We start from the raw sequence: 25,650 nt of genomic DNA on the forward strand, positions 1-25,650 counted from the left end.
GTCAGCGGTCCTCACTCCAAACTACCGGGACGGGCCTTGCGGGCGGTACCCGGGCACGCGGGCTAGGTCCTGAGGATCATCGCAGGATCAGCACGGGCCGCGACGATTGCCGGGTACACGGCTGAGATCGCTCCAGTCAGCACCCCCACCGCAATTCCGAGGGCCGGCATGGTGGGGGTGATCACCGGGGTCCATCCGTTGGCAGCCGCTATGGCTACCACCGCGCTGGTGCCAAGGACGCTGCCCGCAAGGCCGCCTGCCGAGCCGATGATGATTCCTTCGAAAAGAAACATTCGTGCAATGGACCATCTGCTGGCACCGAGCGCTCGTCTCAGCGCAACCTCACCGGATCTCGCCTGAACTGACAAGTACATGGCGGTGGCCGCCGTCAGCGAGGCCAGGATGAGGAGAACACCTGACACGAGGCCAACCATCACCCCGAGCTCAGTCCCGATGCCTGTCTTGAGGTTCCTCAGGTCCGCGACAGTCTGAACGTTGACGGCACCGGGGTTGTCCGGACTCAGGGCAAGCGGAATGGCTTCACTCAGGGGCGCTGGAAAGCCAGGCTTCGTCCTTGCCACATAGGTGGGCTGCAGGTTCTTGATACCAGACGCGGCCGGTGGGTTCAGGAAGATCTTGTCCTCTGCGGAGGCGTCCCGCGGGCTGTTCTCGACGACGGCGACGACGGGTACAGGGTTCCCTGCTACCCAGATAACCACGCCCGGAGCAGCCCGCTGGATGCCAATCGTTGCGGCTGCCTTCGCCCCGATCACAGCGGCTGGCATCTCCGGGAACGCCGCCAAACTGTTCAGTGCCGTGTGAGGGGTCATGTCGCCGTGGAGAATCGCCAGCCGGTTCGCGTCCGCAAGCTCGATGGGCCCGTTGAAGTACGCCGTGGAAGGAAATGCGCGGGTTATGGGGGCATCGGCCGGCGCAATGATGGAGGTCAGCCCAACACGCTCGACGCCGGCCAGTGCACCCACGGCCTTGTACGTCGCTTCCTGCTCGGCATCGGTAGGCACTCTGCCGGTCGGAAGCCGGTTGTCCGTGAACCTCAACTCATCCAGCGCCGCGAGATCGAGGCGTTCTGCTACCTGGCTGGATGTGGTTTGGGTGAGGCCGGTCGCCGCCACCAGCCCACCCACGCCCAGAAGAAAAGCCATCAACAGCAACGCAGTCCGCAGCGGTCGGGAAGAGAGTGAATTGAGGCCATCAGCCATCGATTCAACTGTCCGCAAAAAGCCCGACCCGTGCTTACCCGGCCTTACGCCTGGGTCGGTTTGCGGCGGTAAGTCGGCTGCCGGCGTCGGCGAGGCTTCTTCGCGGAGTATCCCGTCCGCCAGCGTAAGACGACGGTCGGCGGCAGCAGCGACCTTGTCGTCATGGGTGATGACAACGACGGCGACCCCGCGGGCGGCCATCTGGCGGAGGTCATTGATGACGAGCGACGTGTTTATTGAATCCAGGTTGCCGGTGGGCTCGTCGGCGAGCAAAATCCGGGGCCCGGGTGCCATGGCCCGGGCAATAGCCAGCCTCTGACGTTCACCACCAGAGAGAAGGCTCGCTTGGACCTGCGCCCGGCCGGAAAGGCCAAACTGCCTCAACACAGCATCGACTCTGGAAGACCGCTGTGCCAACGGAACGCCCTGGATCCGTAGTCCGAGGGCGGCGTTCATTCCGGCAGGCTCATGCGGCAGCACGTAGGAGTTCTGGAAAACGAATCCGATGGTCGCTGACCGTAACTCGTTCCTTTCACGTTCGGTCAAGGTTCCAACTGACCGGCCGGCTATCTCGAAAGCGCCGCTCGTGGCTTTGTCCAAGAGCCCCAAGACGTTGAGAAGAGTGCTTTTGCCTGAGCCGGAGGGGCCCACAATGGCGATGAACTCGCCGGCACGCACCGTGAAGCTGGCCTCCTTCAGGGCCACGGTGGGAACGGCGCCACCGAAGACGCGCTGCAAGCGCTCTGCCCTCATGACGACGGCGGCCTCGACCGTTGTCACGGTACGCGGACCTGCTGCCCAACCGACAGCGGGATACTCGATTCAACAGCCGCCCAACCGGAGGACTGCGTGGTGACTGTGATGTCTACCCGTTGGAAGGTTGGTGCTTGCGAGGGGGTGCTGGAGCTTGATGACGGGCGCGTGCCGGTGCTCGATGCCGGCTGTTCGACGTCGATGAAGGATCCCGCGCCATCGTGTTGGATCGCAATCAACGGAACTGCAAGCCTCGGCTGGGGGTCTGTGGTGCCCTGCACGTTGACCAATTTGTCGGGTACCAACCAGGCCGATCCCTCGGGTGGAACGGAGACAGTGACGTCCTTTCCGGGTCCTTCCCCCGACGCTCCGGCCTTGTCCGTGAAAGCTCCGACAGACAAAACGGTGCTCACTATCGACTGATCGCCCACTGACAGCCGGACTTTGCCCCCTGCCGTGAGGCTATCGGCGTCAACCACGGTGGCACGCGCCGTCACCACATCCGGCGTCGTTTGTATAACTAACAGCGGAACTGTGCCGGTGACCAAGGTTGCAAGACCGGCTGAACTGGCCACAACGCCCCGATTTCCGGGGATCTGGGCAAACTCCTGCGCGCGAAATATCGGCTTGTCAGGAGCGGTGAGGCCGTCCCCGCTGTAGATCCGTTTGACGGCGTCGCGGGACGCGGCGTCAAACTTGCCCGTCGCCGTGACGGCGCTAAAACCCATACCCTGCAAAGCTTTCTGGAGTTGGACCACGTCATCTCCGGAATCGCCGACGTCGAGGTCCCGGTAGAAGGGGACGTCGTCCGGGAGGAGGAAAACAGGTCGTCCGCCAACCGAGCCAAGGAAGGACCCCGGTGCGACCTCCGTTCCTGGCGCTGGTCCGGGCTTGGTGACCACCTGCCTGGCGGCGCCGGGAATAACCGGTGGGCTGATAGCTGTGATCTGTCCGCGAACTACGGTTCCTTTGAGCACCAGTTGCCTGTCGACGACTTTCATCGACAGCGGGAATGTGACGGGAACGGACTTTTGCGCGTTGTCCAGTGCCGCGTCATTGGGAGCTTTGACCAGTGTTCCCGCCCAAAAGGCCGCCCCCAGGAGCACCAAACCAGTAAGAAGGAAGGCCCAAATTCTCAGCGGATGCAGGATGCGCCGCGCTCGCAGGGGGAGTTCGGCGGTTTCATGACTCGGAGCATCTGTGGAGTGCGTCGACAAAGCTGCCTAACCGCCGTCGAACGCAGTGACGGTTTGGGTGGCTTCGCTGAGCGTTTGGTCAACTTTCTGCCGCTCGGCCAACAAACCCGCTTCGTTTTCCTTGATCAGCGTCTCTTGGTAGGAGGCCTCGATGTCAGCCATCTGTTGGACGAAGTTCAAGTCCATTTTGCATTGCACGTCCGCGACCGCCACCCTGATGGCTGTTTCCTTGTCACCGTGTGCTTCAACCGGACTCCAGGGATCGCTCCCGTCGAACGTTCCACCGTGAGCCTGTACGCACGATTTCCACTGCTCAATGAGCCCCTTGGTCTGAGGATCCTTCCCCGCGGCGACCTTCGCTTTCCCGGCGAGTTGGACGGAGAGTGCGTTGCGGTCAGCTCCGTAGCTTGTTGAGGGAAAGGCTTTGCTCAGGCAGGAGTCCCACTGGTGGTTGAATTCGGGTGTTTTCGTTTCGAGCTCCGGGACGCCAAGGTTCTCTTCAGCGCGGCCGTACCCGAATTGCTCGGCACTTGCCATCAGCCAGATTCCGTAAGGTCGCTCAGCTGCTGAGGTCCTGTCCTTGAAAGTCGCCATAAGATCGATCGGCTGCCCGTTCTGGGACATGCACTGTTGGATCCTGATGCTTCCGGCCCGCTCGATCAGGTTCAACTCCTGCGTGGAGACTGAGTATTTGTCGAGCGGGTACTCGATGGATTCGATGTCCGACCGCAAGAGGGCGCTGGCTTTGGTTGGCTTGATGGTGGCATCGGGCTGGGCCGAACCGAGGCCGCACCCCGTGAGCAAGGTTGCCACGAGGGCGGCTACGGCGAGAAGGTGGCGGCGCTGCATGTTCTCTGAGCTAGATGGACAAGCTCGAGATGATGTCCGAGTAGGTGTAGGGCCAGTGGCCGGGCACGCCATAGTCGGTGAGGTACCCGACGTCCTCGCCTGGTGCCAGCTGCAGCCACGTGCCGGCCCAGTTCGCGTCCGCGTAGAGGGTGGAGACCCTGGACGACCGGCTGTCCACGGAACTGGCCTGATCGTTCATGGCAGACCCGACGTAATTCACAGAGCCGCTGTAGCTCACCTTGAAGCCGTTGTAATTCGTGTCCTGCCACAGGCACAGTGCGTATTGGCAGTCGTAGGCGGCGTGTGCGGGCGCGCTGGTCAATGCGATACCCGAAGCCGCCAAGAGCAACGTCGCTGTAGCGGACGCGGCGCCGCGAATGCTGGATTTCTTGTTCATTTGGATCCCCCTCATTAGGGCCGCTCCGAGCTGCCCAGACAATGTTCACTTGTCGAAACACCCCAAGAGCTCTGCCCAACAAGGCGCTGCCACAAACATCGGCGGCCCAGGCGGTGTGCCGACACCCATGCTGCCGCGCGCAACAGGGCTTAGGTGGTGAAATGACTCGTCTAGGTGGCGGTTTCGGCCAAATTTAGGTGGAACAAACGGAAATCACGACGCCGAAAGTGGTCACCTAGGTGGTGGGGGAACCCGGGTGTCCACGAGAACAGCGGTGTCGACGAGCACCGCGGTGTCGACGAGTTAGCCGACGTTGACCAGGACCTGGTCGATACGGGCGATGAGGCCAGGCCAGCCGTTGCCCATGCCATGGAGGGCCTGCTGTCCCATGGGGGTATCCAAGCGGAAGCCGGCGTGTTCGAAGTGAAGGGTGGTGCCGCCGTCGACCGTTTCAAGCGTCCACGTGATGGTGGTGTCCAGGACGCCTTCGGCGAAGACGAAGCTGATGGACGTGCCCAGCTCGACGGCGAGGACCTCGCATTGCTGGACGCCCCAGCCTCCCATGTCCAGGGTGAAGCGGTGCCCGACGACGGGTGCGATGTCTCCGGGGGTCCACCAGCGGGCGAGGAGTTCCGGCGTCGTCAGGGCCGCCCATACTGACTCTTTGGGGTGCGGGAAAGTGCGTTCGAGGCGGATGGCGTTTTCAGTCATGGGGGTTTTCCTTGTTCTGTGGGTCGGTGTCTAGTAGATCGGCTAGGGCGTCGAGGCGCCGGTTCCAGTACTGCTCGTAGTGCTTGAGCCAGCCGCTTACCTCTTGCAGACCAGCGGGCTGGAGGTGGTAGATCCTGTGCCGCCCCTTCCGCTCCTCGCGGATCAGGCCCGCCTCTTTCAGGACCGTCAGGTGTTCCGAGGCGGAGGAGCGGCTGAGCTCGAGGCGTCCCGTGAGGTCCCCAGCGCTCAGCGGCCCTTGGAGGAGGCTGTCGAGGATGGTGCGCCGCGAAGGGTTCGCGAGGGCGCCGAAGACGTCGGAAGGCATGCGTTGATGATATGTCGGAAAAATCCGAAATGACAAGTTTGGGGTGGGTCGCTGGCACCTACATGGGGTTGGTCGCCACTCATTTGTGGTGCTTTCGCCACCTAGATTCCTTGGTTTCACCACCTAGGCGAGCCACTTCTGCCCCTAGACGGCACCACGCGGGGCAGGCTAGCCGGCGTGTCGGCTGAACTTGGCGAAACGTAAGGAATAGCAGTTGAAAAAGGTTCCACCTCGGTTGCAGGTTGTAATGTTCTTCGCGATGGCCATCATCTTCGCAACCTGGCAGCCGTTTGTTTGGTGGCGAGGCGTTGGAGGAGCAATTCTGCTGGCCTGCGGCTTTTACGGCTGGTATCTGCGGAGGCAGAACAAACGGAATGATGCCAGCGGGTAATTCTCGTGGAATTGAGGTTTGGTTCCGCCCTGAGCGCCCAATTGCTCACTGTCAGTCATACCCAATACCCTGGCGCTGTGAACACATTCGATGGGGGACCGAGCCGGGCAGCACTACCTGAAGGGCTTTACGAACTTCTGCAAACGGCCGATCTTGAGTCCAAGCTGGCTCTGGTGCCGGAACTCAACGCTACGATCGCCGCCGTCGAACATGATGATGCTCCGGACGTGCTGTCCCGCCATGTCGCGGAAGTCGTCAGGGCAGCATTATCCGTGGCTAAGCCGGACGAACGCGTCGCTCTTGTCAACAAGCTCTTGTCCCAGATCCAAGCTGACAACGAAGTCACGCCAGGGCCGAGTCAACTTCTTTCGCTGCACAGAGCGGATTCCATGAAACGTCGCCAACTCAGGCGGCCGACAACCAAATTGAGTGATTCAGCGTTGCTCACCAACGGCAAGGACGACCCCAACCTTGCAGCTGAGCTGCGAAGCGAGATTGAATCGGCCAATACTGTTGACCTTCTTTGCGCTTTTGTGCGTTGGACGGGCCTCCGGCTGCTCGAGCCGGCCCTTGAGCAGTTGAATCAACGTGGTGTGAAGTTCAGGGTCATCACCACCACCTACATGGGTGCCACGGAGCGGCGGGCTATCGATGAACTCGTCCGGCGATACGGCGCTGAGGTGAAGATCAGCTACGAGACACTGGCCACCAGGCTCCACGCCAAAGCTTGGCTTTTTCGCCGTGAAACGGGCTTCGATACTGCATATGTAGGCAGCTCGAATTTGAGCCAGGCTGCCCTGCTGGACGGCCTCGAGTGGAACGTTCGGCTGAGTTCCATTGCCACGCCTGAACTACTCAAGAAATTCGAGGTCACGTTCGACAGCTATTGGGAGCAACGCGCATTCCAAAGCTATGACCCGGACAGAGACGCCGAGAAGCTCGACGCTGCTTTGGAGCGTAACGGTGGAAAGCGTACGGGGGCGCCCAACGCTCTCACCGGGCTTGAGGTCGTACCGTTTCTCCACCAGGAAGAAATGCTCGAAGACCTTGAAGCGGAGAGATCGAAGGGCTTCAACAAGAACCTTCTCGTGGCCGCGACCGGCACAGGAAAAACCGTCATAGCGGCGCTCGATTACAAGCGGCTTTGCGAAGCAGCTGGAAGGCCCCTGTCCTTGCTGTTCGTGGCTCATAGGCAGGAGATCCTGAAGCAATCTCTCCGGACGTACAGAAACGTGCTGCAGGATGGGGCCTTTGGTGAACTGTACGTCGGGGACCACAAGCCTCAGCAATGGACGCACCTCTTCGCTTCAGTGCAGTCTCTCGCCTCCCTCGGGGTCGAAAAATTCGAGGCTAACCAGTTCGACGTCGTCGTCGTAGATGAGTTCCACCACGCGCTGGCGCCTACCTATCGGCAACTGCTCCAGTACTTGCAACCTCAGCAACTTCTCGGTCTAACCGCAACACCGGAGCGCGGCGACGGCGGAAACGTTGCCAAGGAGTTCTTCGACGGGCGGACTGCCAGCGAGCTCCGACTTTGGGACGCACTGGACGCCGATCTCCTGGTCCCATTCCACTACTTCGGGGTATCGGACGACGTGGATTTGAGTCGGGTGGAGTGGAAACGCGGCAATTACGACACCGCTCAACTTGACCGGTTGTATACGGGCAACGATGCGCGTGCTGCCAAGGTAATCCGCGAGCTTCGAGACAAGGTGGTCGGCACCGACCACATGCGCGCCATTGGCTTCTGTGTCTCGGTTCAGCATGCGCACTACATGTCGAGGGTGTTTAACGACGCCGGCATCCCCTCAGTTGCGGTCGACGGCGGCACCGGCGAGACTGCACGCGCGGACGCTTTGACCAAGCTGCGCAACAGAGAAATCAACTGTATTTTCGCCGTGGACATCTTCAACGAGGGCCTGGATATTCCGGAAGTGGACACTATCCTCATGTTGAGGCCCACCCAGAGCGCCACGATCTTCTTGCAGCAGTTGGGTCGCGGCCTTCGGCGTGCAGACGACAAAGCTGTACTCACGGTGCTGGACTTTATTGGGCAACAGCGCCGTGAGTTCCGATTTGATCTTCGCTACAGAGCGCTTACGGGCTATGGACGAAAGCAACTCGAAAAGGCCGTCGAGGAGGAATTCCCTTACCTCCCGTCGGGCTCACAAATCGTGCTGGACCGCGTGGCTCAGAAGGTCGTTCTGGACAACGTCAAAGCCCAGCTTCGTTATAACCGCAGTCAATTGACTAACGACATTGCCTCGTACGGAAAAACCGAGCTTGCTGAGTACCTGGAGGAATCGGGTAATGACGTCAAAACTATCTACCGCTCAACCCGGGACTCCTGGACGGGCTACCTTCGCCAAGCCCAACTCATTGATGGATTCTCCGGCCTCGAATCAGTACTCAAGGGCATCCACTACGACCGTTCTGAGGCTGAGGAGAAGAAGCTCCTCGGACGGATGGCTGCCCTCATCCACGTCGACGATCCGGAACGGGCTGAGGCATATTCCATGCTCGTTTCCGCGGACGCGCCCCGCTACGCAGAGCTGGGCCCGCGAGAGCAGACCTTCGCAAGAATGCTCTTCTACACGCTTTGGGACGACGGCGGCGGTTTCACGACCTACGACGACGGCCTGGATCACCTTCGCGCGTACGGGTTCGTGTGCAGTGAGATCAGGCAAATCGTGCGCCTGGGCGTGGCGGCATCGAAGCACGTCGCCAAGGGTCTCGGCGCTGGGCTTCAGCACATCCCGCTGTTGTCGCACGCAACGTATCGACGCGAAGAAGTTCTCGCTGCGCTTCAGTATGGGTCGCTGGAACAAGGCAGGAACGTGCAGCACCGCGAGGGAGTGGCGTGGTGCAAGGCGACGGCAACAGACGCCTTCTTCGTCACCTTGAATAAGGATGATCGCAAGCACTCTGCGACGACCATGTATAAGGACTATGCGATCAGCACCGAGTTGTTTCACTGGGAATCGCAAAACGCGACTTCGACAATGAGCCCAACGGGCAAGCGGTACTTGGACAGGAAGGCTAACGGATCGCAGATCCTACTTTTCACCAGGGATACTGCGGACGATGAAACAGGTTTGACGGTTCCGTATACGTGCCTTGGGCAGGTTGATTACGTTGAACACAAGGGCGAGAAGCCGATCGCGATTACGTGGCGGCTGCATCGGTCGATGCCCGCTGACGTCTTTTCCGTCGCAACTGCCGTCGGGCAGTAACCGAACCGAGAAAGTCCTTTACCTGCAATTTTCGAGGTCCTCCGCTGAACCGACCGTCCCTCAGCCGCCCGCCCGACGTCGTCGAGCGTCCCCTGACCGTTGCCTCCCGACGGTTCCTGTGCGAGCCTCAAAGTGATCCTGTCGCCGGGGTGACGACGGGCAGCAGGGAAGGAACCCGACATGGGACTCATCCACATTGACCTGTTCACCACGCTCGATGGAGTCGCTCAAGCGCCCGGCGGGCCTGAAGAGGACACCGAAAGCGGTTTCGAGTTTGGCGGCTGGCAGGCGCCGCTCATCGATGAGGTGGTGGGCCAGCAGATCGAGGCCGGGATGGAAGGCATGGACGCGCTGCTGCTTGGGCGGCGCACGTACGACATCTTTGCTTCGTACTGGCCGCACGAGACCGGCAGAATCGCGGAACTGTTCAACCGCATCCCCAAGTATGTTGCGTCGCGCGGGGCTCAGACCTTGGACTGGGCGGGGACCACGCAGCTGGGCCCGGACATGGTGGCCGCGGTGAGCGAGCTTCGCGGCAAGCACGAGAACATCCACGTTATCGGGAGCCTCGACTTGGTGCAGACCCTGTTCGCCGAGCGACTCTTTGATCAGCTCAATCTTTGGGTTTACCCGATCCTCTTGGGCCACGGGAAGAAGGTGTTTGCCGATGGGGTGGTGCCGGCGAACCTCCGACTCATCGAGCCTGTGGTTGCCTCGCCCAAGGGGGCAGTGATGCAGCGCTATGCCTTGGTTGAGGGGACGCCTAGTGTGGGGGACATGGCGCAGACCGATCAGGCGGGAAGGTAGAAAGCCGCCGACGCCGGACCGGACGTCTGTAACTCGTGGCGAGTCGACTTCCCCCGTTTACTTCTTTCTTGCCCGGGGCTTCGGCTCTTTGGGCGGCATCTGGGCAATGTGGGTGAAGGCTTTGGCCACCCAAGGCTCCGCTTGCGAGGGATCGTCGTTCCACTCTTCCGGGAGGCCGACGTAGCCGCCCATAGGACGTTCTTCGGGGCCGAAGGGCTGCGTTGTGTGTGCTGACTCGAGCTCGGACTTGTCCTCTTCTGAGAGCCGGACGCCGATGGTTGGGCCGAACAGCCCTGCGAACATGTTGCCGTTGACGAAGGCGCCCAGATTGCCGAACATCGGTTTCACGACGACCTCCGGATGATCCGGCACTACCGACCTAAAGCGTTCCTTGTCGGCGTCGGACGGCTTGGGCATCTGCATGGAACTCCCTCCCGTGGAGTAATAGGCGGTGCGATCTGCCTGCAGCATACGGCGTGGGAGTGCCGCAAGGTAGGGGACCGGTTGGCTTCGGGGCGGTCCCTCAAATGGATAAATTTGAGAAGAAGTGTGACTGGCGCTTCCCATCTCCTTAAATCTCTGTACACTTGAGACTGTTGTTGTGTTTGGCATTTGGTAGTTCAGGCAGTCCCCGCAGTCCTTCCGGATTGCGATGTTCTGAAGTAACGGTGGAGAACACCCCACACCGGAGACCCGAAAGTCGGGATCATCTCCACCTTCAGTTAGGACTGAAAAAAATGGCTACAGGTACCGTGAAATGGTTCAACTCCGAAAAGGGCTTCGGCTTCATCTCTCCTGAAGATGGCAGCCAGGACGTTTTCGCTCACTACTCCGCTATCAACTCGGGCGGCTACCGCTCCCTCGAAGAGAACCAGAAGGTTTCCTTCGATGTTGAGCAGGGCCCCAAGGGTCCCCAGGCTGTAAACATCCAGGCTCTCTAAGCTTCGGATAGCTAAAAAACAGGATCGGTCGTTGACCGGTCCTGTTTTTTGTCTGCCCTCTATTAGAAGATATGTTCTAGTGCTTGATGAGCCTTTCGGACACATATCCACATAGCGAATTACACCCATGTAATTTTCCCCGGCCCCTCCGTAGCGTTGAAGCAAGCACTCACTACGGCAAAGGGACCGCGATGAACAACTCGAGCACCGAGTCCACTCCACATGAAAAGCGCGCCCACCACCTAGACGTCGCTTCCGAGCACCTAGATTTGCCCAAATCACCACCTAGAGAAGCCATATTCGGCCTGTGCAAGGCCGTTTTAACACCTAGTCCCGTTGCCGCGTTCTAGTCTGCGAAGTGAGCCGCATGCCGGTGATCCCCAGAAACAGAAGGTTGGGCCGAGTGTTCGATTCAGAGGTTCAACGAATCCTCGACTTTGTTGCACGCGGCATCGGTGTCCGGGTTGTGGGCGCGCCCGGCAGTGGCAAGAGCACAGTGGTGCGCACCGTGATCTCCAATTTGGAGAAGACCGGCGTGGATGTCCACTTCATCGCCGGACTCCGCACCCATCGGGCCCTACCCTACTCCGCCATCAAAGGCCTTGGTCTAGAGCTGCGTCCCGGCCGCGGGGGAGTCTTCGACATAGCGGACGTTTTGGCCAGCCAGTTGGCCAAGGCCGGAAAACACGTGCTGGTGGTGGATGATCTCCATTTGGTGGACAACGAATCACTGGCGGTGTTGGAAGCCGTCAGGCGGAGGTCCGACTGTCCCATGATTGCGACGGCTCCCAATACGCTGGTCTACTCCAGGGGACAGCTTGCCGTGCTCAACAGTGGCCGCGAGGCGCTCCTGCAATTGGACCCGCTCCACTACGAACAGGTGCACACTCTCCTCGCCCAAGTGCTCGGTGCGCCCGCAGATGCCGAGACGACAGCCCGGATCCTCACCAAGTCTGCCGGCAATCCCCGCCTTATCGCCCGGATCGCCGAGACCGCTTCACTCAGTGAGCTGCTGGTCATGAAGGGCAGGCAATGGCACATGGCTGCCGACACGCTTTGGAACGAGCACCTGAGCGGGACGCTTGAGGCCCTGCTCGCGGAGCTGCCGCCCGACGAATTCGAGGCCCTGCACATCATGGCGATCCTTGGAACCGCGCGTGTGGACGTCCTCCAGAGGGTGGTTCGACCTGATGTTTTGGAAAGCCTCGAGCGGCGCGAGTTCCTCTCGGTTCTGGACGACCAACACAATGGAACCATCGCCGCCATCAGCCCTCCAGTCATCGCCGACTACTTCCGTGGCGAAAAAATGCTCCGCGACAGGCACTTGCTGCGCAGCAAAATAGCCGGCCTCCTGGAAGCACCAGCACAAACGGCCCGCCCCAACACCTCGATGTCGGACAACTTGCCTCGCGCGCTCTCCTCCTTACGTAGGGAAAAGGGCGACGACGACGCCATCACCGCCCGCCATATCCACGAGCACAACGCTGCCAAGGAACGCCTCCGTTTCGAACGCTGGGAATCCAACAAGACAGCCTCCAACGCGGCGGCGTTGCTTCGGGTCTATTGGGGCGCCCCCGTCAACGTTACGAGGGCAGCCCGTGTGTGCGCGGAAACAGCCACCACAGGCGGCGATCCCGCTGATCTTCTTTTCATCACCATCACCAGGGCCATGCTTGCCATCCATAGAGGGGAAGGACCGGCGGCGGCCGTCGCCCTCCTCAGATCCTTTGCCGAAGAGAACCCCCAACAGGCGGAGGAAGTTGAAAACGCTATAACTTTTATCAGTGCCTCCCACGGCCGGCTGCCTGCACAGGCCAACCCTCCGAGCATCGACCCGAACGCTGGCCCGTCGCCGTCGTCGGGAATGACCGATCTGGTGCGCGGGCTCCTGGAGTTGTACCGCTTTCAGCCAGCCGCTGCGTTGCAATCCGTGGACGGCGATGATGAGGACGACGCCTTTCCCCAATTGCGTCCGTTCATCCGCGGCTTCGCACTATTCGCCGCGGGCCGGATTGAGGAATCGCTGGTGTTTGCGCTGGATTGGCGCGCCGAGGCCAAAAGGAAACTGGACCAATTCGGTGTGATCACCAGCAGCTATGTCGCCGTACACGGGCTCCTCTATCGCGGTCACTTCGAGGAAGCCGAGTACCTGATGAGCAGCGTCTTTGCCATGGGCCGTCCGGGCTTCGTGGTCGACTCCCTGTACGACGCGATGCTGCGGCTTGCAGGTCTGCGCCACACCACCACCGCCCTTCCGCCTGCGCTCTCCATTGCCGCCCAGGCTCGGACAGAAGTTGCCGACGTCGGACCCTTGCCGGGTATTGGTAAAGGCGCGTATCAGCTGATCGCCCACAACAGCGCCCACCCTGCGACGTTTGACCGCAAAGCTGCCGCGCTCGTCAAGCGTCAACTCAAAAGCGGTTACGTCCTCGAAGCGGTGATGACCGCGCTTCTGTGCACGTGCCTGTGCCCGGGCAGGCCCGTCCTGGACCTCTTGCAGAAAGCCCTTCGCGGGAGCGGAATCACCGTTCACGAGCAACTCTTGGCGATCGCCGGGGCCGTGGTGGAGGGAGATCATCAGCTCCTTGGACTCCTCCTGAAGCACTACCAACCCGACGGCGACACCTACCAGGTGGGCATGCTCCTCCGGGGTGCATTGAGGCGCCACGTGATCGACGGCGATACCGCTGCCGCCGATGCCATGGCGCAGGCTTCGTCAATGTTCGCCGCACGTTTCCCCTCAGCAAATGAGCAGCTCTCTTTCAATTCCTTCCGCTCAACCCCTCTGACCGAACGCGAAATTGAGGTGGCCATCCTGGCCGGGCATCGAACGAATGTCGAGATTGGCGAGCACTTGGGAATCAGCGCGAGAACGGTGGAGAACCACATTTCCAACGCCTTGCGGAAGACCGGCGCGACATCCCGTAGCAGTCTCTTCATGCTCGTCGGGAATTCGCTACCGCCACGGTAAGACGGGATACGCTCGGACTAAGCCCTGATGATCGCGGTGCGTCATCAGCCCTGATACTTCGATGCCTGAAGGATTTTCGTGAGCAGTTCACCGGCTCTGGCCCGACGACTCGGCACTTTCGACGCCTCCCTCATCGGCCTCGGTTCCATGATCGGCGCAGGAGTGTTCGCCGCATTCACGCCAGCCGCGGCAGCCGCAGGATCAGGCCTACTCATTGGCCTGCTGGTGGCAGCTTTCGTCGCGTTCTGCAATGCCACATCCTCCGCTCAACTGGCCGCCGCATATCCGACGTCGGGCGGCACGTACGTGTACGGCCGCGAACGACTGGGCCAGTGGCCCGGGTTTCTAGCCGGTTGGGGATTCGTGATCGGCAAAACGGCTAGTGCAGCAGCTATGGCCATGACCTTCGCCGCCTATGCAGCCCCGCAAGGGTGGGAGCGCCCGGTGGCGATAGTCGCCGTCGTGATTCTGACGGCGGTGAACTATCACGGCGTGACTCGGACAGCGGGCCTGACCCGGATTTTGGTGATGGCCGTTCTGGCTGCGCTTGCCATCGCAGTTGCGGCGGTGTGGGGTGGTTCTGGGCCGCACCTCGGCAATATCGCGGGGGAGGGGCTGCTGGCCCACGGCTTGTACGGGATCCTGCAATCCGGTGGGCTGCTGTTCTTCGCCTTCGCAGGGTATGCACGGATCGCGACCATGGGCGAAGAAGTACGGGATCCCCGCCGCACGATTCCGAGGGCCATCGGCATTGCTTTGGGGATCACGATCGTGGTCTACGCCGTCGTCTCGGTCACCGTTTTGGCAGCATTAGGGCCCGACGGCGTGGCGGCCAGCGCGACTCCGCTCGCGGCCGCCGTCGACAATGGGACGCTGAGGTGGGCCGCGCCCGTGGTCCGAGTCGGAGCTGCGGTGGCATCGCTCGGGGCTCTCCTGGCGCTCATCGCGGGCCTAGGCCGGACCAGCCTCGCCATGGCGCGCGAGCACGACCTCCCCAATTGGCTCGCCGCGGTCCACGCCCGCTACAAGGTGCCGCACAGATCGGAGACCGTGATCGCCGTGGCCATCTGCGTGATCATCTCTGTGGCGGATCTTCGCGGGGCCATCGGGTTCTCCTCGTTCGGGGTGCTGCTGTACTACTTGGTGGCTAACGTGGCAGCGTTCACCCAACCGCGCGAGGACCGGCGCTATCCCAAGGCGCTGCAGGTGGCGGGCGCGCTAGCGTGCGTGCTTCTGGTTGCAACACTGCCGCCCCTATCCGCCGCGCTGGGTGTCCTGATGTTCCTTGTGGGCATTCTCTACCGGTTCGTGCGGCTCAAACTTTCGGCTGTCCGTGACTGAGTGAACGGATTATGGGCACGACTCCACCTGGGGGTAGGTGGGTGGAGCCGTGCCGTAGCGCCTCCACATCAGGACGGGTGGGGATTCCCGCCGGACACCGGGAACCCGTCCCGGAGGCACAACAGGAGACTATGCGCCGTTTCGAGCACTAGGGGTTGAAAAAGGCGGACTAGGTGTTCCTCGAAAGGAATCTAGGTGGAATTTCGGAAGAACTGGTCCCTCACTGGGCGTCCCTAGGTGGTCGCTGTGTGCCACCATGGTCGGATGATGGGGGAGAGCAGCGTGGGGACAAGAGCGGATCTTCTGGGAATCCTGGCCGATGACCTGGTGGCTCTGGGACGGGGCCGCCACCTGGTCGCCGTCGATGGCGTGGACGGCAGCGGCAAAACAACCTTCACTAAGAGGCTGGCGGCACGAGTTCAAGGGCGTGCCGTGGTGACAATCCATGTGGACGACTTCCTCAACCTTCGTGAGGTCCGCCACCGAAGGGGACGCACTTCCCCCGAAGGCTTCTGGCTCGACACATATAACTACGCAGCGCTGACTTCAGAAGTCCTCGTTCCACTGGGCAAGGGAGGGGACGGGCGCTATCGGCCAAGTATCACGGATGCCCGCCGAAATCTCACGATAAATTCCGAAATAAGGACGGCCCCCAATGATGCCTTGGTGCTCGTGGAAGGCATGTTCCTCCATCGCGACGAACTCCTGGATCATTGGGACTATTCAGCCTTCCTGGATGTCCCGTTCGCCGAGACCGCGCGCCGAATGTCGCTTAGGGATGGCAGCAGTCCGGACCCCGAGGACCCCTCAATGCGGCGATAGGTGGGCGGTCAGCGTCTCTATTTCGACAACGCCCAGCCGTGGCTGCGCGCAACCTTAGTCATTGACAACACGGATCCGTCAAAAGCCCGGCTCTTGTCGATCGATGAGGCGTTGCAGCGACGGCGTTAGGACTGTACAAACCCGCTAGGCCCGCGCAGCCCGCTTCTCCACACTCCGCGCCGCTGGCGCATGTTCCTCAAGCACACCGCTGCCCGCGCCTAACGCGCAAACCGTCCACCCCGCATTTCGCCAGGCCTCGGCGTCCAGGACGTTGCGTGCGTCCAGCACCATTCGACGTCGTACGAGCGCCCCAGCCTCAGAAGGCGACAGGGCGGCGTATTCGTTCCATTCGGTGAGCAGCAAAACCAGTTCGGCGCCTTCGAGCGCACGCTTGGTGGAGGCCTCGAAGCGGAGTTGCGGGTAACGGATCCAGGCGTTGTTGATGGCTTTAGGGTCGGTGACGGTGACGTGTGCACCGGCGGCGGCAAGTTGTTGCGCGACGTCGAGCGCGGGCGAATCCCGGATATCGTCGGTGTCCGGTTTGAACGCGGCGCCGAGGACCGCCACGGTACGTCCGGACAGGAATCCGCGGCACATGTCGCGGGCGATTTCCACGGTTCGTGACCGTTGATCGAGGTTCACCGAATCAACCAACGCCATCCATTCGTCCACGGACGGCACCGAGAGCTCACGAGCTTGGGCCCGGAACGAACGGATGTCCTTGGGCAGGCAACCGCCGCCGAATCCGAGGCCGGCGTGCAGGTACCGGTTCCCGATGCGCGGATCAAGGCCCATCGCCTCGCTCAGCTCACTCACGTCCGCGCCCGACGCGTCGCACAGCTCTGCCATCGCGTTGATGAAACTGACCTTCGTGGCCAGGAAAGCGTTCGACGCCGATTTGATCAGTTCCGCCGTCGCGAAATTGCACACCAATCGCGGGATGCCGGCGCTGATCAGTGGCTCGTACACCGCATCCAAAACGGCCGTGATGGCGGCGCCGGCGGCGGCACCCTTACCGCCCGGAACGCCGTAAACCAGCCGGTCCGGAACCAAGGAATCCTTTACGGCCGTGCCTTGGCGCAGGAACTCAGGGTTCCAGCCGAGCAGCACGTCCGTGCGCCTGGCCAGCAGGTCGCGCAGCTTGTCCACCGTGCCTACCGGCACCGTTGACTTTCCGACGACGGCGGAGCCCACGGCCAGGTGCGGCAAGAGGCTCCTCGTAGCCCCGACGAGATAGGAGAGGTCCGCCGTGTCCGAGGTCTTGGACTGTGGGGTTCCGACGCATAGGAAATGGACCTCAGCATCGCCGGCCAACGAGAAGTCCGTGGTGAACTCGAGCCTGCCCGTTGTGCGACCATCCCGGAGCAACTCGTCCAGGCCGGGTTCGTGGAAAGGCGCGAGTGCTTTGTTGAGCTGTTCCACCTTGGCGGAATCGACGTCGATCCCCACCACGGTGTGGCCCATGGAGGCGAGCGTTGCGGCGTGCACGGCGCCAAGGTAGCCGCAGCCAATCACGGAAATCTTCATGAGGAGGGTCCTTTGCTGGGGGTAAGTTCGGTGGGGTCGGCTTCGGCCGCGAAAGTAGCGATGACTTCTTCGTAATGCCGGACCAGATTGGCGCTGAGTACAGGCCACGTCCGCCCCTGGACCGACGCGGTTGCGGCCGTCGCGAACGCTTGGCGCTTGGCGTCGTCGCCCATGAGGTCCTGTACGTAATCGTGAAGCTGGCGTAGATTCCCGGGCTCGTACAGCCACCCGGTGCGTGAATTTTCGACGAGATCCAAGGGGCCACCGCGGCCTGTCGCGACCACAGGAACGCCCGATGCCATGGCTTCCTGGATGGTTTGGCAGAAGGTCTCGAACTCGCCGGGATGGACGAAAAGATCAAAGGAGGCCACGGCCTCAGCCAGGGCGTCACCGCCGAGGAATCCCATAATCACAGCGTCAGGCAACGCTGCCTCCAGCGCCGAGCGTTGCGGCCCGTCGCCCACGATCACGAGTTTGGTGTTCGGCAGATCGGCCAGCACTGCGAGGTCCTCCACCTGCTTTTCGACGGCGAGGCGGCCGACGTAGCCGATGATCCGTTGACCCCGCGGAGCTACTGAGCTGCGCCACGTCGTCGAACGTTTCGCGGGGTTGAAGCGCGCGGTATCCACACCGCGCCGCCACATGTCCACGCGGAGGATGCCGCGTCCGCGCAACTGGTTCAGCGCGAATGTGGACGGCACCAGCGTTCGGGTGGCGAGGAGGTGGATGTTGTCCACGCGGTTCCAGGCCCAGTTCTCCAGGAATGGCACGCCATAGCGGGCGGCGTAACTGGGAACCTCGGTTTGGTAGATCGCCACGCTCGGGATGCCGAGCTGATGCGCGGCCTGCACGGCGCGCCAGCCGAGGACGAATGGCGAGGCGAGGTGCACGACATCGGGAGAGAAATCGGCAAGGATTCGCTTGACCCGATTCACACCACCCAGCGCAACCCGCACATTCGTGTACCCGGCCAGCGGCACCGAGGGAAGCCGGTGCACATAGGCACCCTTCTCGACGCTCGAAACATCAGTGTCCGACGTCGACGGCGCGATCACCATCACCTCATCCCCGCGCTCCTGCAGATGCTCCAGCACCCGCAGTATCGAGTGGGTTACCCCATTCATCAGTGGCAGGAATGATTCGGCGACGATTGCGATCCTCACGCCTTCAACGGTGGTGCGACCGGTTGGCGTGGCGGGTGCGGGAGGGTGGCCTGTGGAGGAAGAGTGGGTTAACAGGTGGGGGTCTCTTCGTCCGAGCACGCGCGTAGACTTCCGGTAATCGACGTGCTGGGCGTCGTGAGCTCTGGGGGTCTTGCCATGTTTGCTGCTGGGGGTAGTTCGCGCGCGCTTGGTGGAGTACGACGGCGGCGCCGGGCGGCGGCGGGGGCTCTCGCCGTCGGACTGGCCTTGGGTCTGTTGGTGGGAACCTTTGGTGGGCCGGTACCGCCGGCCGCGGCTGATGCGGTGACACATTTCGTTCCGATTGGGGACCGGCCGTCTGCTATCGCCGTGAACCCAGTGACCGACAAAGCATACGTTGCTACGTTCGAGGGTATTTCGGTTATTTCCGGCGTAGCAGGAGGCGGCTACCTGAACACCGGCGATATGCCAGTGGATGTAGCCGTCAACACCGTGACGAACAAGATCTACGTGAGCGAGATCGGCGGCAAAGTGACGGCTGTTGACGCCGCGACCAACGCCATGACGTCCGTGGCGGTTGGCGCGGAACCGTACCTCCTCAGGGTAAACGAGTCGACGAACAAGATTTATGTGGGAGTCAAGGATGGCGTGACGATCATCAACGGTGCCACCCTGGCCACCTCGTTCGTTGCACTGGCTGGGGGTGCGCAGGACATCGTGGTGAATCCCGTAACGGGCAAGGCCTACGTCTTATCCGGCGGATCCATCAAGGTCATTGGGGCTAACGGTACAGTCGTGGGGGACCACATCGTTGGGGCGGCCGGCGTCCTCGCTCTGGCAATCAACCCGGCAACGAATAAGGTCTACGCGACAACCAGCGTCAGGTATGGTCCCAGCTTGCTGGTCATCGACGGCACCAGCGACACGACAACGTCTACCATCCCTTCTTCGAAGAGGCTCGGAATAGTTGCCGTGAACCCGGCAACCAACCGAATCTATGTCGCAACAGACTCAACATCATCGAGCGGCGGGATAATCGTCTTCGACGGAGTCACCCAGGCAGAAACCGCTACAATAACCACCGATACGACGGTCAAAGCGGTGGTGGTAAATCACACTAACAACAAGATTTACGTGCCGACGTACAACGGTGGAACTACTGTCATCGACGGACGGACCAACAGCCATTACGCCGTCTACACGGGAAGTTTGCCTGTTGCCGCTGCCGTCAACACCACCACCGACAGGGTCTACGTGGTCAGTTACGGCCGGGCGTCAGTGGGAATCATTGACGCAACCGTGGAGCGGCCAGTCAAGAACGACTTCAACGGCGATGGGTTTGCTGACGTTTTGGCCCGGGACGCTTCCGGAGTGCTGTGGCTGTACCCGGGTGACGGCACCGGTGGTTGGCTGACTCGCGTGCAGGTTGGGCAAGGCTGGAACGTAATGACTGCTTTGGTTGCACCCGGTGACTTCAACGGCGACGGCAACGCTGATGTCCTCGCCCGCGATGGAGGTGGGTTGCTGTGGCTCTACCCTGGCACGGGCTCGGGCGAGTGGATGCCTCGCGTGCAGGTCGGCGCTGGTTGGGCGGGCATGACGGCGATCGAGTCCGTTGGCGACTTCAACGGCGACACGTTCGTCGACGTCGCCGCCCGGACCGCCTCCGGTGTGCTGTGGGTGTACCGGGGAAATGGCTACGGTGGCTGGCTGCCGCCGCTTCAGGTCGGTACGGGGTGGAACGGAATGTCCGAGATCACCGGCGTCGGGGACTTCAACGGCGACGGGGCGCCCGACGTCGTTGCCCGTGACGGCGGAGGTGTGCTGTGGCTCTACCCTGGTAACGGATCCGGAGGCTGGCTGCAGCAGCGTTGGACGGGGAGTTCCTGGAACGGCCTGGACTCTCTTGTTGGACCGGGCGACTTTAACGGCGATGGCCAGTCGGATATCCTCGCTCGAAACTCCGCCGGCGAGCTGTGGCTGTACGCAGGTACCGGGGGAACAGTGTGGCCTACGGCGTCTCGAGTTGGTACGGGGTGGGGTGGCATGACGGCGATTCTTTGACAGCCCGTAAGGCCGACAGCCGGGTCCGGGCGTTAGGCTGTGCCGCTTCTTCGGAAGCTCCAGCTGCCTGTTCCCAATGTCGTCTACAACTTGCGAGTAGTGCACAAGTCCGCCTGCTCAGGTTGGTCACGTAATCCGATGAGTTGCCAGCCGCTCAGGGTTTTCAAAACCGGCAGCCGCCCGCCCGACTGGACTTGCAGCATACCTAGCCTCCACCCTTGCCTTTTTGGCTTCGAGTTCAAGTGCCTCCCTGGCTGCTCGTTCTTCTCGCTTTTGTTCCTCGGTCTTACCCCAGGCCACATGACTTGTCCCCTTCACGCCGAGCTGGCTGAGTCTCCGGAAGCCCACACGCTGACTGCAGCATTCTGCTGGGGATTCCCAGGGTAGGTCGGACGGTCGTCGGCGCGGATGACTGTGGAAACCCCGTACTAATCCGAGCCGTACGAGCCCTGAAAGAAAGACGTCGAGGATCTGCCTAGCTGAGCGGCAACGGCTGGCCCTTCCTTGTACGCGACGGACCGCACCCGCACAGCGCTCAGACGCATTTGATCCAAATAATAAAGGCGGTCTTCCAGCCCGAAGCCGGCGACGGCCCCGCAAGGCCGCCGCCTTCCACTCTATTTGGTTGCGGCTCGGGTGACCAAAGTTCCCCCCAGCTTGGGCTGATATTGTGCCACTTTCTTGTCGTTGATGATCCAGTTCTCGCCAACGAGAACGTTCATACCAATGACGTCGGCGAACTGCTTCATTTCATCCACCACTGCGTCTCTGTCTGACAACGAGGAGTAGACGGAAAGGACGGAGCCTGTCCCGCAATTTCCGGACTCCGCGGCGTGGGTCACCTTGTTGGTCTGCTCGAACCCTGAGCAATCACCACCCGCCTCAACAAATGCAGCCTCCAGCGAGGCCACGGAGCTGTAGTGTTCACCGTTTGCTGGGACTGTCTTGGTGGGTGTGGGTGTGGGTGTGGAAGCGGAGGCAGTAGAGGTACCGCCTACGGGGGCGCATCCCGTGAGCGCGACTGCGCCCAAGAGGCATACGGTCAGAAGTAGCTTCTGGTGGTGCATGAGAAATCCTTCAAATTGATTTGGCAGAACGCGCCATTCAGGAGCGTCCTGCTTTTGATAACGATTCCTGGTACTGGCGGTTGTGTCGTTACTGGCTGGACCTACAGGACTGCACGGAGGCCACCAAGCCGGGGCTGGCCGCTGCAAGCTGGCTGTTTAAATCGTTCATTTGCGAAGTGACCGAATTTAGTCCTGCCACATCACGCCCGCCTGCGGCCGTGATGGCCTGGGATGCCAACGGAAACGCCTTGGACATGACACCGATTACAGCTGAGGCCTTGTCCAGTGCATCTATGCATGACTGCGGCGTCTTGGTAACGGTGACAGTGTTGATCTGCGGCTTGGCAGTCACCGTCACCGTTGATGCAGGCGTCGGCTCCACCGCCACAGGGGGTGTCGTGCCAGCGGATACAGCTCCCATACCGAATCCAAACATAACAAGTGCAGCAACAGCACCCACGATGAGATTCCTCTTGTTCAATCTCTTCGGCTTGCGGTCGTAGGGGTTGGCTGGACCCGCACTGAAGTTCATCGGATTCTGGTACAGGGGAGGTTGCGTGCCGTTAGGTGGCATGCTTGTTGGCTCACTCATCGGGACGCCTGGCAGGACTGCTTTGCGCTCGTGTACTTGGGCAGGAGATCCTTCTGGCGGGCGTTGACCGGAGCCATGCTCGCACTGGCTGCTTGGATTCCAGCGGTGTTGAATGAGCCAGCCGCCTTGAGGGCGTCCGACATGTAGCCAACCATGTCGGCGTCGTTCAGGAGTAAGAGGTCAGCCTGCGTTAGTGCGTCGATGCAAGTTGCGGGCGTGACGGATTTGGTTTCCGTCTTGGTTTGTACTTCCACAACAGGCGCAGGCCGGTTCGCGTATCCGATACCTCCACCGATCAGGAGCCCGCCCACCAGAAGAGCGGCGGGCAGGATGAACTGCTTGCGGCTCTTGCTCTTCGGCCCCATTGGGGCGGGCTGGCGCGGCATGTTGAACTCGGTGGGCGCTTGGTACAAAGGAGGCCCAGCGGCCGGATAGTGCGGAGTTGGAACTTGCTCCGGTTCAGTGTTGAGGTTTTCAGTCATTGCGTCCCCCATTTAAGGTTGATTGTTTAGAAGTTGTATTCAAAGCCAGGGCCGAAGCTCTGGCTCATCACCAGCACACCCTTAGTGTCAGGCAGGTCAACGAGAACCTTGCCCGTAGCGTTCTCACCCGGACCTAGACCATCCGCCGGCAACTGCTCAGCGCTGGGGATACAGCCGATTACCGCGGTAGTGAAGAGTTGGCCATTGAACGTGGTCCCGTTCGCGGCGATGAACTTGAAGCTGCCTGCCGTCAGGATGTACTTGGGGAATGACGACTGTGCCAGCTCCGGGGTTGTCTTGATGCTGAGGTCCACCGCATAGAGGTGCCCATTCTTGGGTGCGGAGGCGTACTGCTCGGTGCAGGTAACCGGAGCGATCGAGTTGACCGTGAAGTTGACGGTTGCCTTCTTCGTGATGGTGTCCGTCACCGTTCCCGGGTCGCCAACCTTCATCAGGATGTTCCCCCGGCTGGACTTCGCTGGCCCGTCCGCTGTCGGTGTGGCACTGACGGCTCCGGCCGCAGCCTCCACGGTGGGCGCGGCTCCGGTGCCCTTGGAGTTGCTAGAGCCGCATGCGGTCAGTCCTAGCGCCCCAATGAGCGCAAGGGTAGCCAGGGACGTGGTGTATTTCATTGTGTGAGACCTCTCCTGGGTGCATATTTCTGCATTGGCGATGCGAGATAGTGGGTGCATCGTCTCATGGGACAACAGACGATGTAGTTATTGACTGGAATGTGTCGCCTCGGCAACTAATGGAACGACGTCCATCGTCTGCATCCCTCCGAAACGAATTCCCCTGCGCGGGCGCACCCGGTTCGCTTAGCTGTGGTTCAATAATGTGCGGCCGACCCGGTATGTGCGCAGCTCACCTGCTTTAGCCTGAGTCCCGGCCCCGCGCCCGCTTCAGATCCCTCCGCAGCCCCTTGTTATCCGCCCGCAGTTCGCGGTTGTCGTCCGCCAACCCCCGATTGTCCTCGGTCAGCCCGCGGTTTTCCGCCTCCAGCTCGAGCACGAGTTTCACCCCGGCCAGGTTGAGCCCTTCATCCAGGAGTGCTCCGATTCGGCGCAAGGTCGCCAGGTCCGACTCGCTGTAGCGGCGAGTGCCGCCGTCGGTCCTTTCCGGAGTGAGCAAGCCTTTGCGTTCGTACTGCCGGATGTTCTGTTGCCCGGTACCGACCAGTTCCGCGGCAACGGAAATAGCGTAAACGCCCATCGCGTCCCGTTCGCGAACGTCCCTTCCGCCGTCGTGCTCCACTGCACCTGAGCCGCCAGAACCAGCCATCAAACCCCCTCAAAAATCTTCGGAAAATCCACTTGCACCACTCTCTCACCAGTGCTATAAAAAATCTATACCAGCCAACATAGATCCACCCGAAGACTGGTACAAACAACAGATCAGCATCACGATCAAAGGAGTGAGAACAAAATGCTGATGCGCACTGACCCGTTCCGCGATTTCGACCGGCTCGCCCAACAGGTTTTTGGCACAACAGCACGCCCGGCGGGCATGCCCATGGACGCTTGGCAGGAGGGCGAAGAATTCGTTGTCGCGTTTGATCTGCCCGGTGTCAGCCCCGATTCCGTCGACCTCGACGTCGAACGCAACGTCCTGACGGTCAAGGCGGAGCGGAAGTCGCCAGCTGGCGAGAACACGGAACTAATCGCCGCCGAACGCCCGCAAGGCGTCTTCAGCCGGCAACTGATCCTGGGCGACACGCTGGATACCGACGGCGTCAAGGCCAGCTACGACGCTGGTGTGCTGACCCTTCGCATCCCCGTTGCAGAGAAGGCCAAGCCGCGGCGCATCGAAATCACGTCGAACGGACAAAGGCAGGAGATCAACGCCTAGTCCGGCAGGACCGGGAGCATCAGACCGACCGCATCGGAAAAGTTGGGTGCAGGCTTCGTGCCACCCCACAGCGCATCTTGCGCAAAGAAAACGCGGCCCCCGACGTTGCCTCCCGATGGATGGCCCTCGGCTCACGCCGGGGGCCATCTCCAAACCCGTACCCGCACCGGAAGCAAACGCACGGAAACAACAGTGAGCAACCAACCCGATCACTACGCGATCCTGCAGGTGGTCCCCGACGCGACCGCCCGTGAGATCACCCATGCGTACCGCTCGCTGCTCCGCACGCACCATCCGGACACACGCCAAGCGGACGACGGCGGTGGCGCACTTTCCGCGGCCGACGTCCAGCAACTGCACGCCATCATGCAGGCGTACGGCGTTTTGTCGGACCCGAGGAAGCGGGCGGCTTATGATCTCGCGCGCTCTGGCCTGCCTGCTCGGACTGCCGGGACGCCTGTGAGGGTTCGCGTTCACCGGACAACGTCGCCCGCACCCGGCGATCCGGACCAGCCGCCCCTATCCTTCGGCCCGCCGCGTTGGGCTCCGCCGTCTTACAACACCCGAACACCAAGGAGTCATTCATGAGCGCATGGCGTCCCTACGACGGCCACATCATTCCTGCGTTTTACGAACGGTTCGAGAAGCGCTGGGGGAGGGGGACAGCGCCGTTCCTGGATCCCGAGGTCCACGAGCAACCCATGCCGCGAGCGCAATGGATCAACCCGGACACGGGCGCGGCGGTGGCGGTAGTGCCGATCTGGGCGGACGACCCGGAACACCGATCGTTTGGCGTGTTCTATCTTCCTCCCGCAGGGGATATCTGGATGCTCCGCCCCGGGCCCACAACATTCATGGAACCCCGAAGCGGGGCAAGCCAAGAGCATGTGACCCTGCGCAACGATGCCTTCAAGAAGGCCGTCAACCATGCCAAGGAGTTCATCTACGGCCCGCAACTATGAGTTGCACTC

General features: G+C 61.5%; 24 protein-coding genes. 10 read left to right on the top strand and 14 right to left on the bottom strand.

Annotated features, from left to right (window positions below; all coding sequences use genetic code 11):
• Positions 1-62: 62 nt before the first annotated feature.
• The 6 genes from QRN42_RS00885 to QRN42_RS00910 all read right to left on the bottom strand — a co-directional run bounded on the left by QRN42_RS00885 (position 63) and on the right by QRN42_RS00910 (position 5,451).
• Positions 63-2,000 (bottom strand): ABC transporter ATP-binding protein/permease, encoded by a 1,938-nt coding sequence (locus QRN42_RS00885; protein ID WP_284977589.1) that lies wholly within the window; start codon positions 1,998-2,000, stop codon positions 63-65.
• On the bottom strand, positions 1,997-3,190 hold the full coding sequence (locus QRN42_RS00890; RefSeq protein WP_284977590.1) for a peptidoglycan-binding domain-containing protein: 1,194 nt from the start codon (positions 3,188-3,190) through the stop codon (positions 1,997-1,999). Before QRN42_RS00890 ends, QRN42_RS00885 begins: the two co-directional genes overlap by 4 nt.
• 6 nt (positions 3,191-3,196) lie before the next feature.
• The gene (locus tag QRN42_RS00895; protein ID WP_284977591.1) at positions 3,197-4,018 is read right to left on the bottom strand and encodes a hypothetical protein; all 822 of its coding nucleotides are present in this window, start codon (positions 4,016-4,018) and stop codon (positions 3,197-3,199) included.
• Between the two features lie 10 nt (positions 4,019-4,028).
• On the bottom strand, positions 4,029-4,415 hold the full coding sequence (locus tag QRN42_RS00900) for a peptidase inhibitor family I36 protein (RefSeq protein WP_284977592.1): 387 nt from the start codon (positions 4,413-4,415) through the stop codon (positions 4,029-4,031).
• 303 nt (positions 4,416-4,718) lie between these two features.
• Complete coding sequence (locus QRN42_RS00905) at positions 4,719-5,126, bottom strand: SRPBCC family protein (protein WP_284977593.1); 408 nt, start codon at positions 5,124-5,126, stop codon at positions 4,719-4,721.
• Positions 5,119-5,451: an ArsR/SmtB family transcription factor gene (locus tag QRN42_RS00910; protein WP_284974266.1), complete on the bottom strand. Its 333-nt coding sequence runs from the start codon at positions 5,449-5,451 to the stop codon at positions 5,119-5,121. The genes QRN42_RS00905 and QRN42_RS00910 overlap by 8 nt, the downstream gene beginning before the upstream one ends.
• A gap of 468 nt (positions 5,452-5,919) precedes the next feature.
• On the opposite strand from QRN42_RS00910, the gene QRN42_RS00915 reads away from it, so the two are divergent.
• Both QRN42_RS00915 and QRN42_RS00920 read left to right on the top strand, forming a co-directional pair.
• Positions 5,920-9,075, top strand: a complete 3,156-nt coding sequence (locus QRN42_RS00915; protein WP_284977594.1) for a DEAD/DEAH box helicase — start codon at positions 5,920-5,922, stop codon at positions 9,073-9,075.
• Between the two features lie 180 nt (positions 9,076-9,255).
• Positions 9,256-9,882 (top strand): dihydrofolate reductase family protein, encoded by a 627-nt coding sequence (locus tag QRN42_RS00920; protein ID WP_284977595.1) that lies wholly within the window; start codon positions 9,256-9,258, stop codon positions 9,880-9,882.
• Between the two features lie 57 nt (positions 9,883-9,939).
• Here the strand turns inward: QRN42_RS00920 and QRN42_RS00925 are convergent, their stop codons facing one another.
• Positions 9,940-10,305: a TfoX/Sxy family protein gene (locus QRN42_RS00925; protein ID WP_284977596.1), complete on the bottom strand. Its 366-nt coding sequence runs from the start codon at positions 10,303-10,305 to the stop codon at positions 9,940-9,942.
• Positions 10,306-10,619: 314 nt separating this feature from the next.
• Here QRN42_RS00925 and cspE point away from each other — a divergent pair, with 314 nt between their 5' ends.
• The 4 genes from cspE to QRN42_RS00945 all read left to right on the top strand — a co-directional run bounded on the left by cspE (position 10,620) and on the right by QRN42_RS00945 (position 15,957).
• Positions 10,620-10,823 (top strand): transcription antiterminator/RNA stability regulator CspE, encoded by a 204-nt coding sequence (cspE, locus tag QRN42_RS00930; protein WP_284974272.1) that lies wholly within the window; start codon positions 10,620-10,622, stop codon positions 10,821-10,823.
• Positions 10,824-11,226: 403 nt separating this feature from the next.
• Complete coding sequence (locus QRN42_RS00935; RefSeq protein WP_284977597.1) at positions 11,227-13,794, top strand: helix-turn-helix transcriptional regulator; 2,568 nt, start codon at positions 11,227-11,229, stop codon at positions 13,792-13,794.
• A gap of 78 nt (positions 13,795-13,872) precedes the next feature.
• The gene (locus QRN42_RS00940) at positions 13,873-15,135 is read left to right on the top strand and encodes an APC family permease (RefSeq protein ID WP_284977598.1); all 1,263 of its coding nucleotides are present in this window, start codon (positions 13,873-13,875) and stop codon (positions 15,133-15,135) included.
• Between the two features lie 282 nt (positions 15,136-15,417).
• Positions 15,418-15,957, top strand: a complete 540-nt coding sequence (locus QRN42_RS00945) for a nucleoside/nucleotide kinase family protein (RefSeq protein WP_284977599.1) — start codon at positions 15,418-15,420, stop codon at positions 15,955-15,957.
• 144 nt (positions 15,958-16,101) lie between these two features.
• On the opposite strand, the gene QRN42_RS00950 is transcribed toward QRN42_RS00945, so the two are convergent.
• Entirely contained in the window at positions 16,102-17,484 is a 1,383-nt protein-coding gene (locus QRN42_RS00950) for a UDP-glucose dehydrogenase family protein (protein ID WP_284977600.1), read from the bottom strand.
• The gene (locus QRN42_RS00955) at positions 17,481-18,647 is read right to left on the bottom strand and encodes a glycosyltransferase family 4 protein (RefSeq protein WP_284977601.1); all 1,167 of its coding nucleotides are present in this window, start codon (positions 18,645-18,647) and stop codon (positions 17,481-17,483) included. Before QRN42_RS00955 ends, QRN42_RS00950 begins: the two co-directional genes overlap by 4 nt.
• Positions 18,648-18,995: 348 nt before the next feature.
• Between QRN42_RS00955 and QRN42_RS00960 the strand changes: the two genes are divergently transcribed.
• Positions 18,996-20,690 (top strand): FG-GAP-like repeat-containing protein, encoded by a 1,695-nt coding sequence (locus QRN42_RS00960; RefSeq protein ID WP_284977602.1) that lies wholly within the window; start codon positions 18,996-18,998, stop codon positions 20,688-20,690.
• Positions 20,691-21,307: 617 nt separating this feature from the next.
• Here QRN42_RS00960 and QRN42_RS00965 read toward each other — a convergent pair.
• The 5 genes from QRN42_RS00965 to QRN42_RS00985 all read right to left on the bottom strand — a co-directional run bounded on the left by QRN42_RS00965 (position 21,308) and on the right by QRN42_RS00985 (position 24,112).
• Positions 21,308-21,757 (bottom strand): hypothetical protein, encoded by a 450-nt coding sequence (locus tag QRN42_RS00965; RefSeq protein ID WP_284977603.1) that lies wholly within the window; start codon positions 21,755-21,757, stop codon positions 21,308-21,310.
• 88 nt (positions 21,758-21,845) lie between these two features.
• The gene (locus tag QRN42_RS00970) at positions 21,846-22,349 is read right to left on the bottom strand and encodes a hypothetical protein (protein ID WP_284977604.1); all 504 of its coding nucleotides are present in this window, start codon (positions 22,347-22,349) and stop codon (positions 21,846-21,848) included.
• The gene (locus tag QRN42_RS00975) at positions 22,346-22,831 is read right to left on the bottom strand and encodes a hypothetical protein (RefSeq protein WP_284977605.1); all 486 of its coding nucleotides are present in this window, start codon (positions 22,829-22,831) and stop codon (positions 22,346-22,348) included. The genes QRN42_RS00970 and QRN42_RS00975 overlap by 4 nt, the downstream gene beginning before the upstream one ends.
• A gap of 26 nt (positions 22,832-22,857) precedes the next feature.
• Positions 22,858-23,463, bottom strand: a complete 606-nt coding sequence (locus QRN42_RS00980; protein ID WP_284977606.1) for a hypothetical protein — start codon at positions 23,461-23,463, stop codon at positions 22,858-22,860.
• Positions 23,464-23,704: 241 nt separating this feature from the next.
• The gene (locus QRN42_RS00985; protein ID WP_284977607.1) at positions 23,705-24,112 is read right to left on the bottom strand and encodes a MerR family transcriptional regulator; all 408 of its coding nucleotides are present in this window, start codon (positions 24,110-24,112) and stop codon (positions 23,705-23,707) included.
• Positions 24,113-24,256: 144 nt separating this feature from the next.
• Between QRN42_RS00985 and QRN42_RS00990 the strand changes: the two genes are divergently transcribed.
• From QRN42_RS00990 to QRN42_RS01000, 3 genes are all read left to right on the top strand, one after another.
• Entirely contained in the window at positions 24,257-24,679 is a 423-nt protein-coding gene (locus QRN42_RS00990; RefSeq protein ID WP_284974283.1) for an Hsp20/alpha crystallin family protein, read from the top strand.
• Between the two features lie 192 nt (positions 24,680-24,871).
• Entirely contained in the window at positions 24,872-25,267 is a 396-nt protein-coding gene (locus tag QRN42_RS00995; RefSeq protein WP_284977608.1) for a J domain-containing protein, read from the top strand.
• Positions 25,264-25,641: a hypothetical protein gene (locus QRN42_RS01000; RefSeq protein ID WP_284977609.1), complete on the top strand. Its 378-nt coding sequence runs from the start codon at positions 25,264-25,266 to the stop codon at positions 25,639-25,641. Before QRN42_RS00995 ends, QRN42_RS01000 begins: the two co-directional genes overlap by 4 nt.
• Positions 25,642-25,650 lie beyond the last annotated feature (9 nt).

The sequence above is a fragment of the Arthrobacter sp. fls2-241-R2A-200 genome, from assembly GCF_030209745.1.
Classification (GTDB): Bacteria; Actinomycetota; Actinomycetes; order Actinomycetales; family Micrococcaceae; genus Arthrobacter.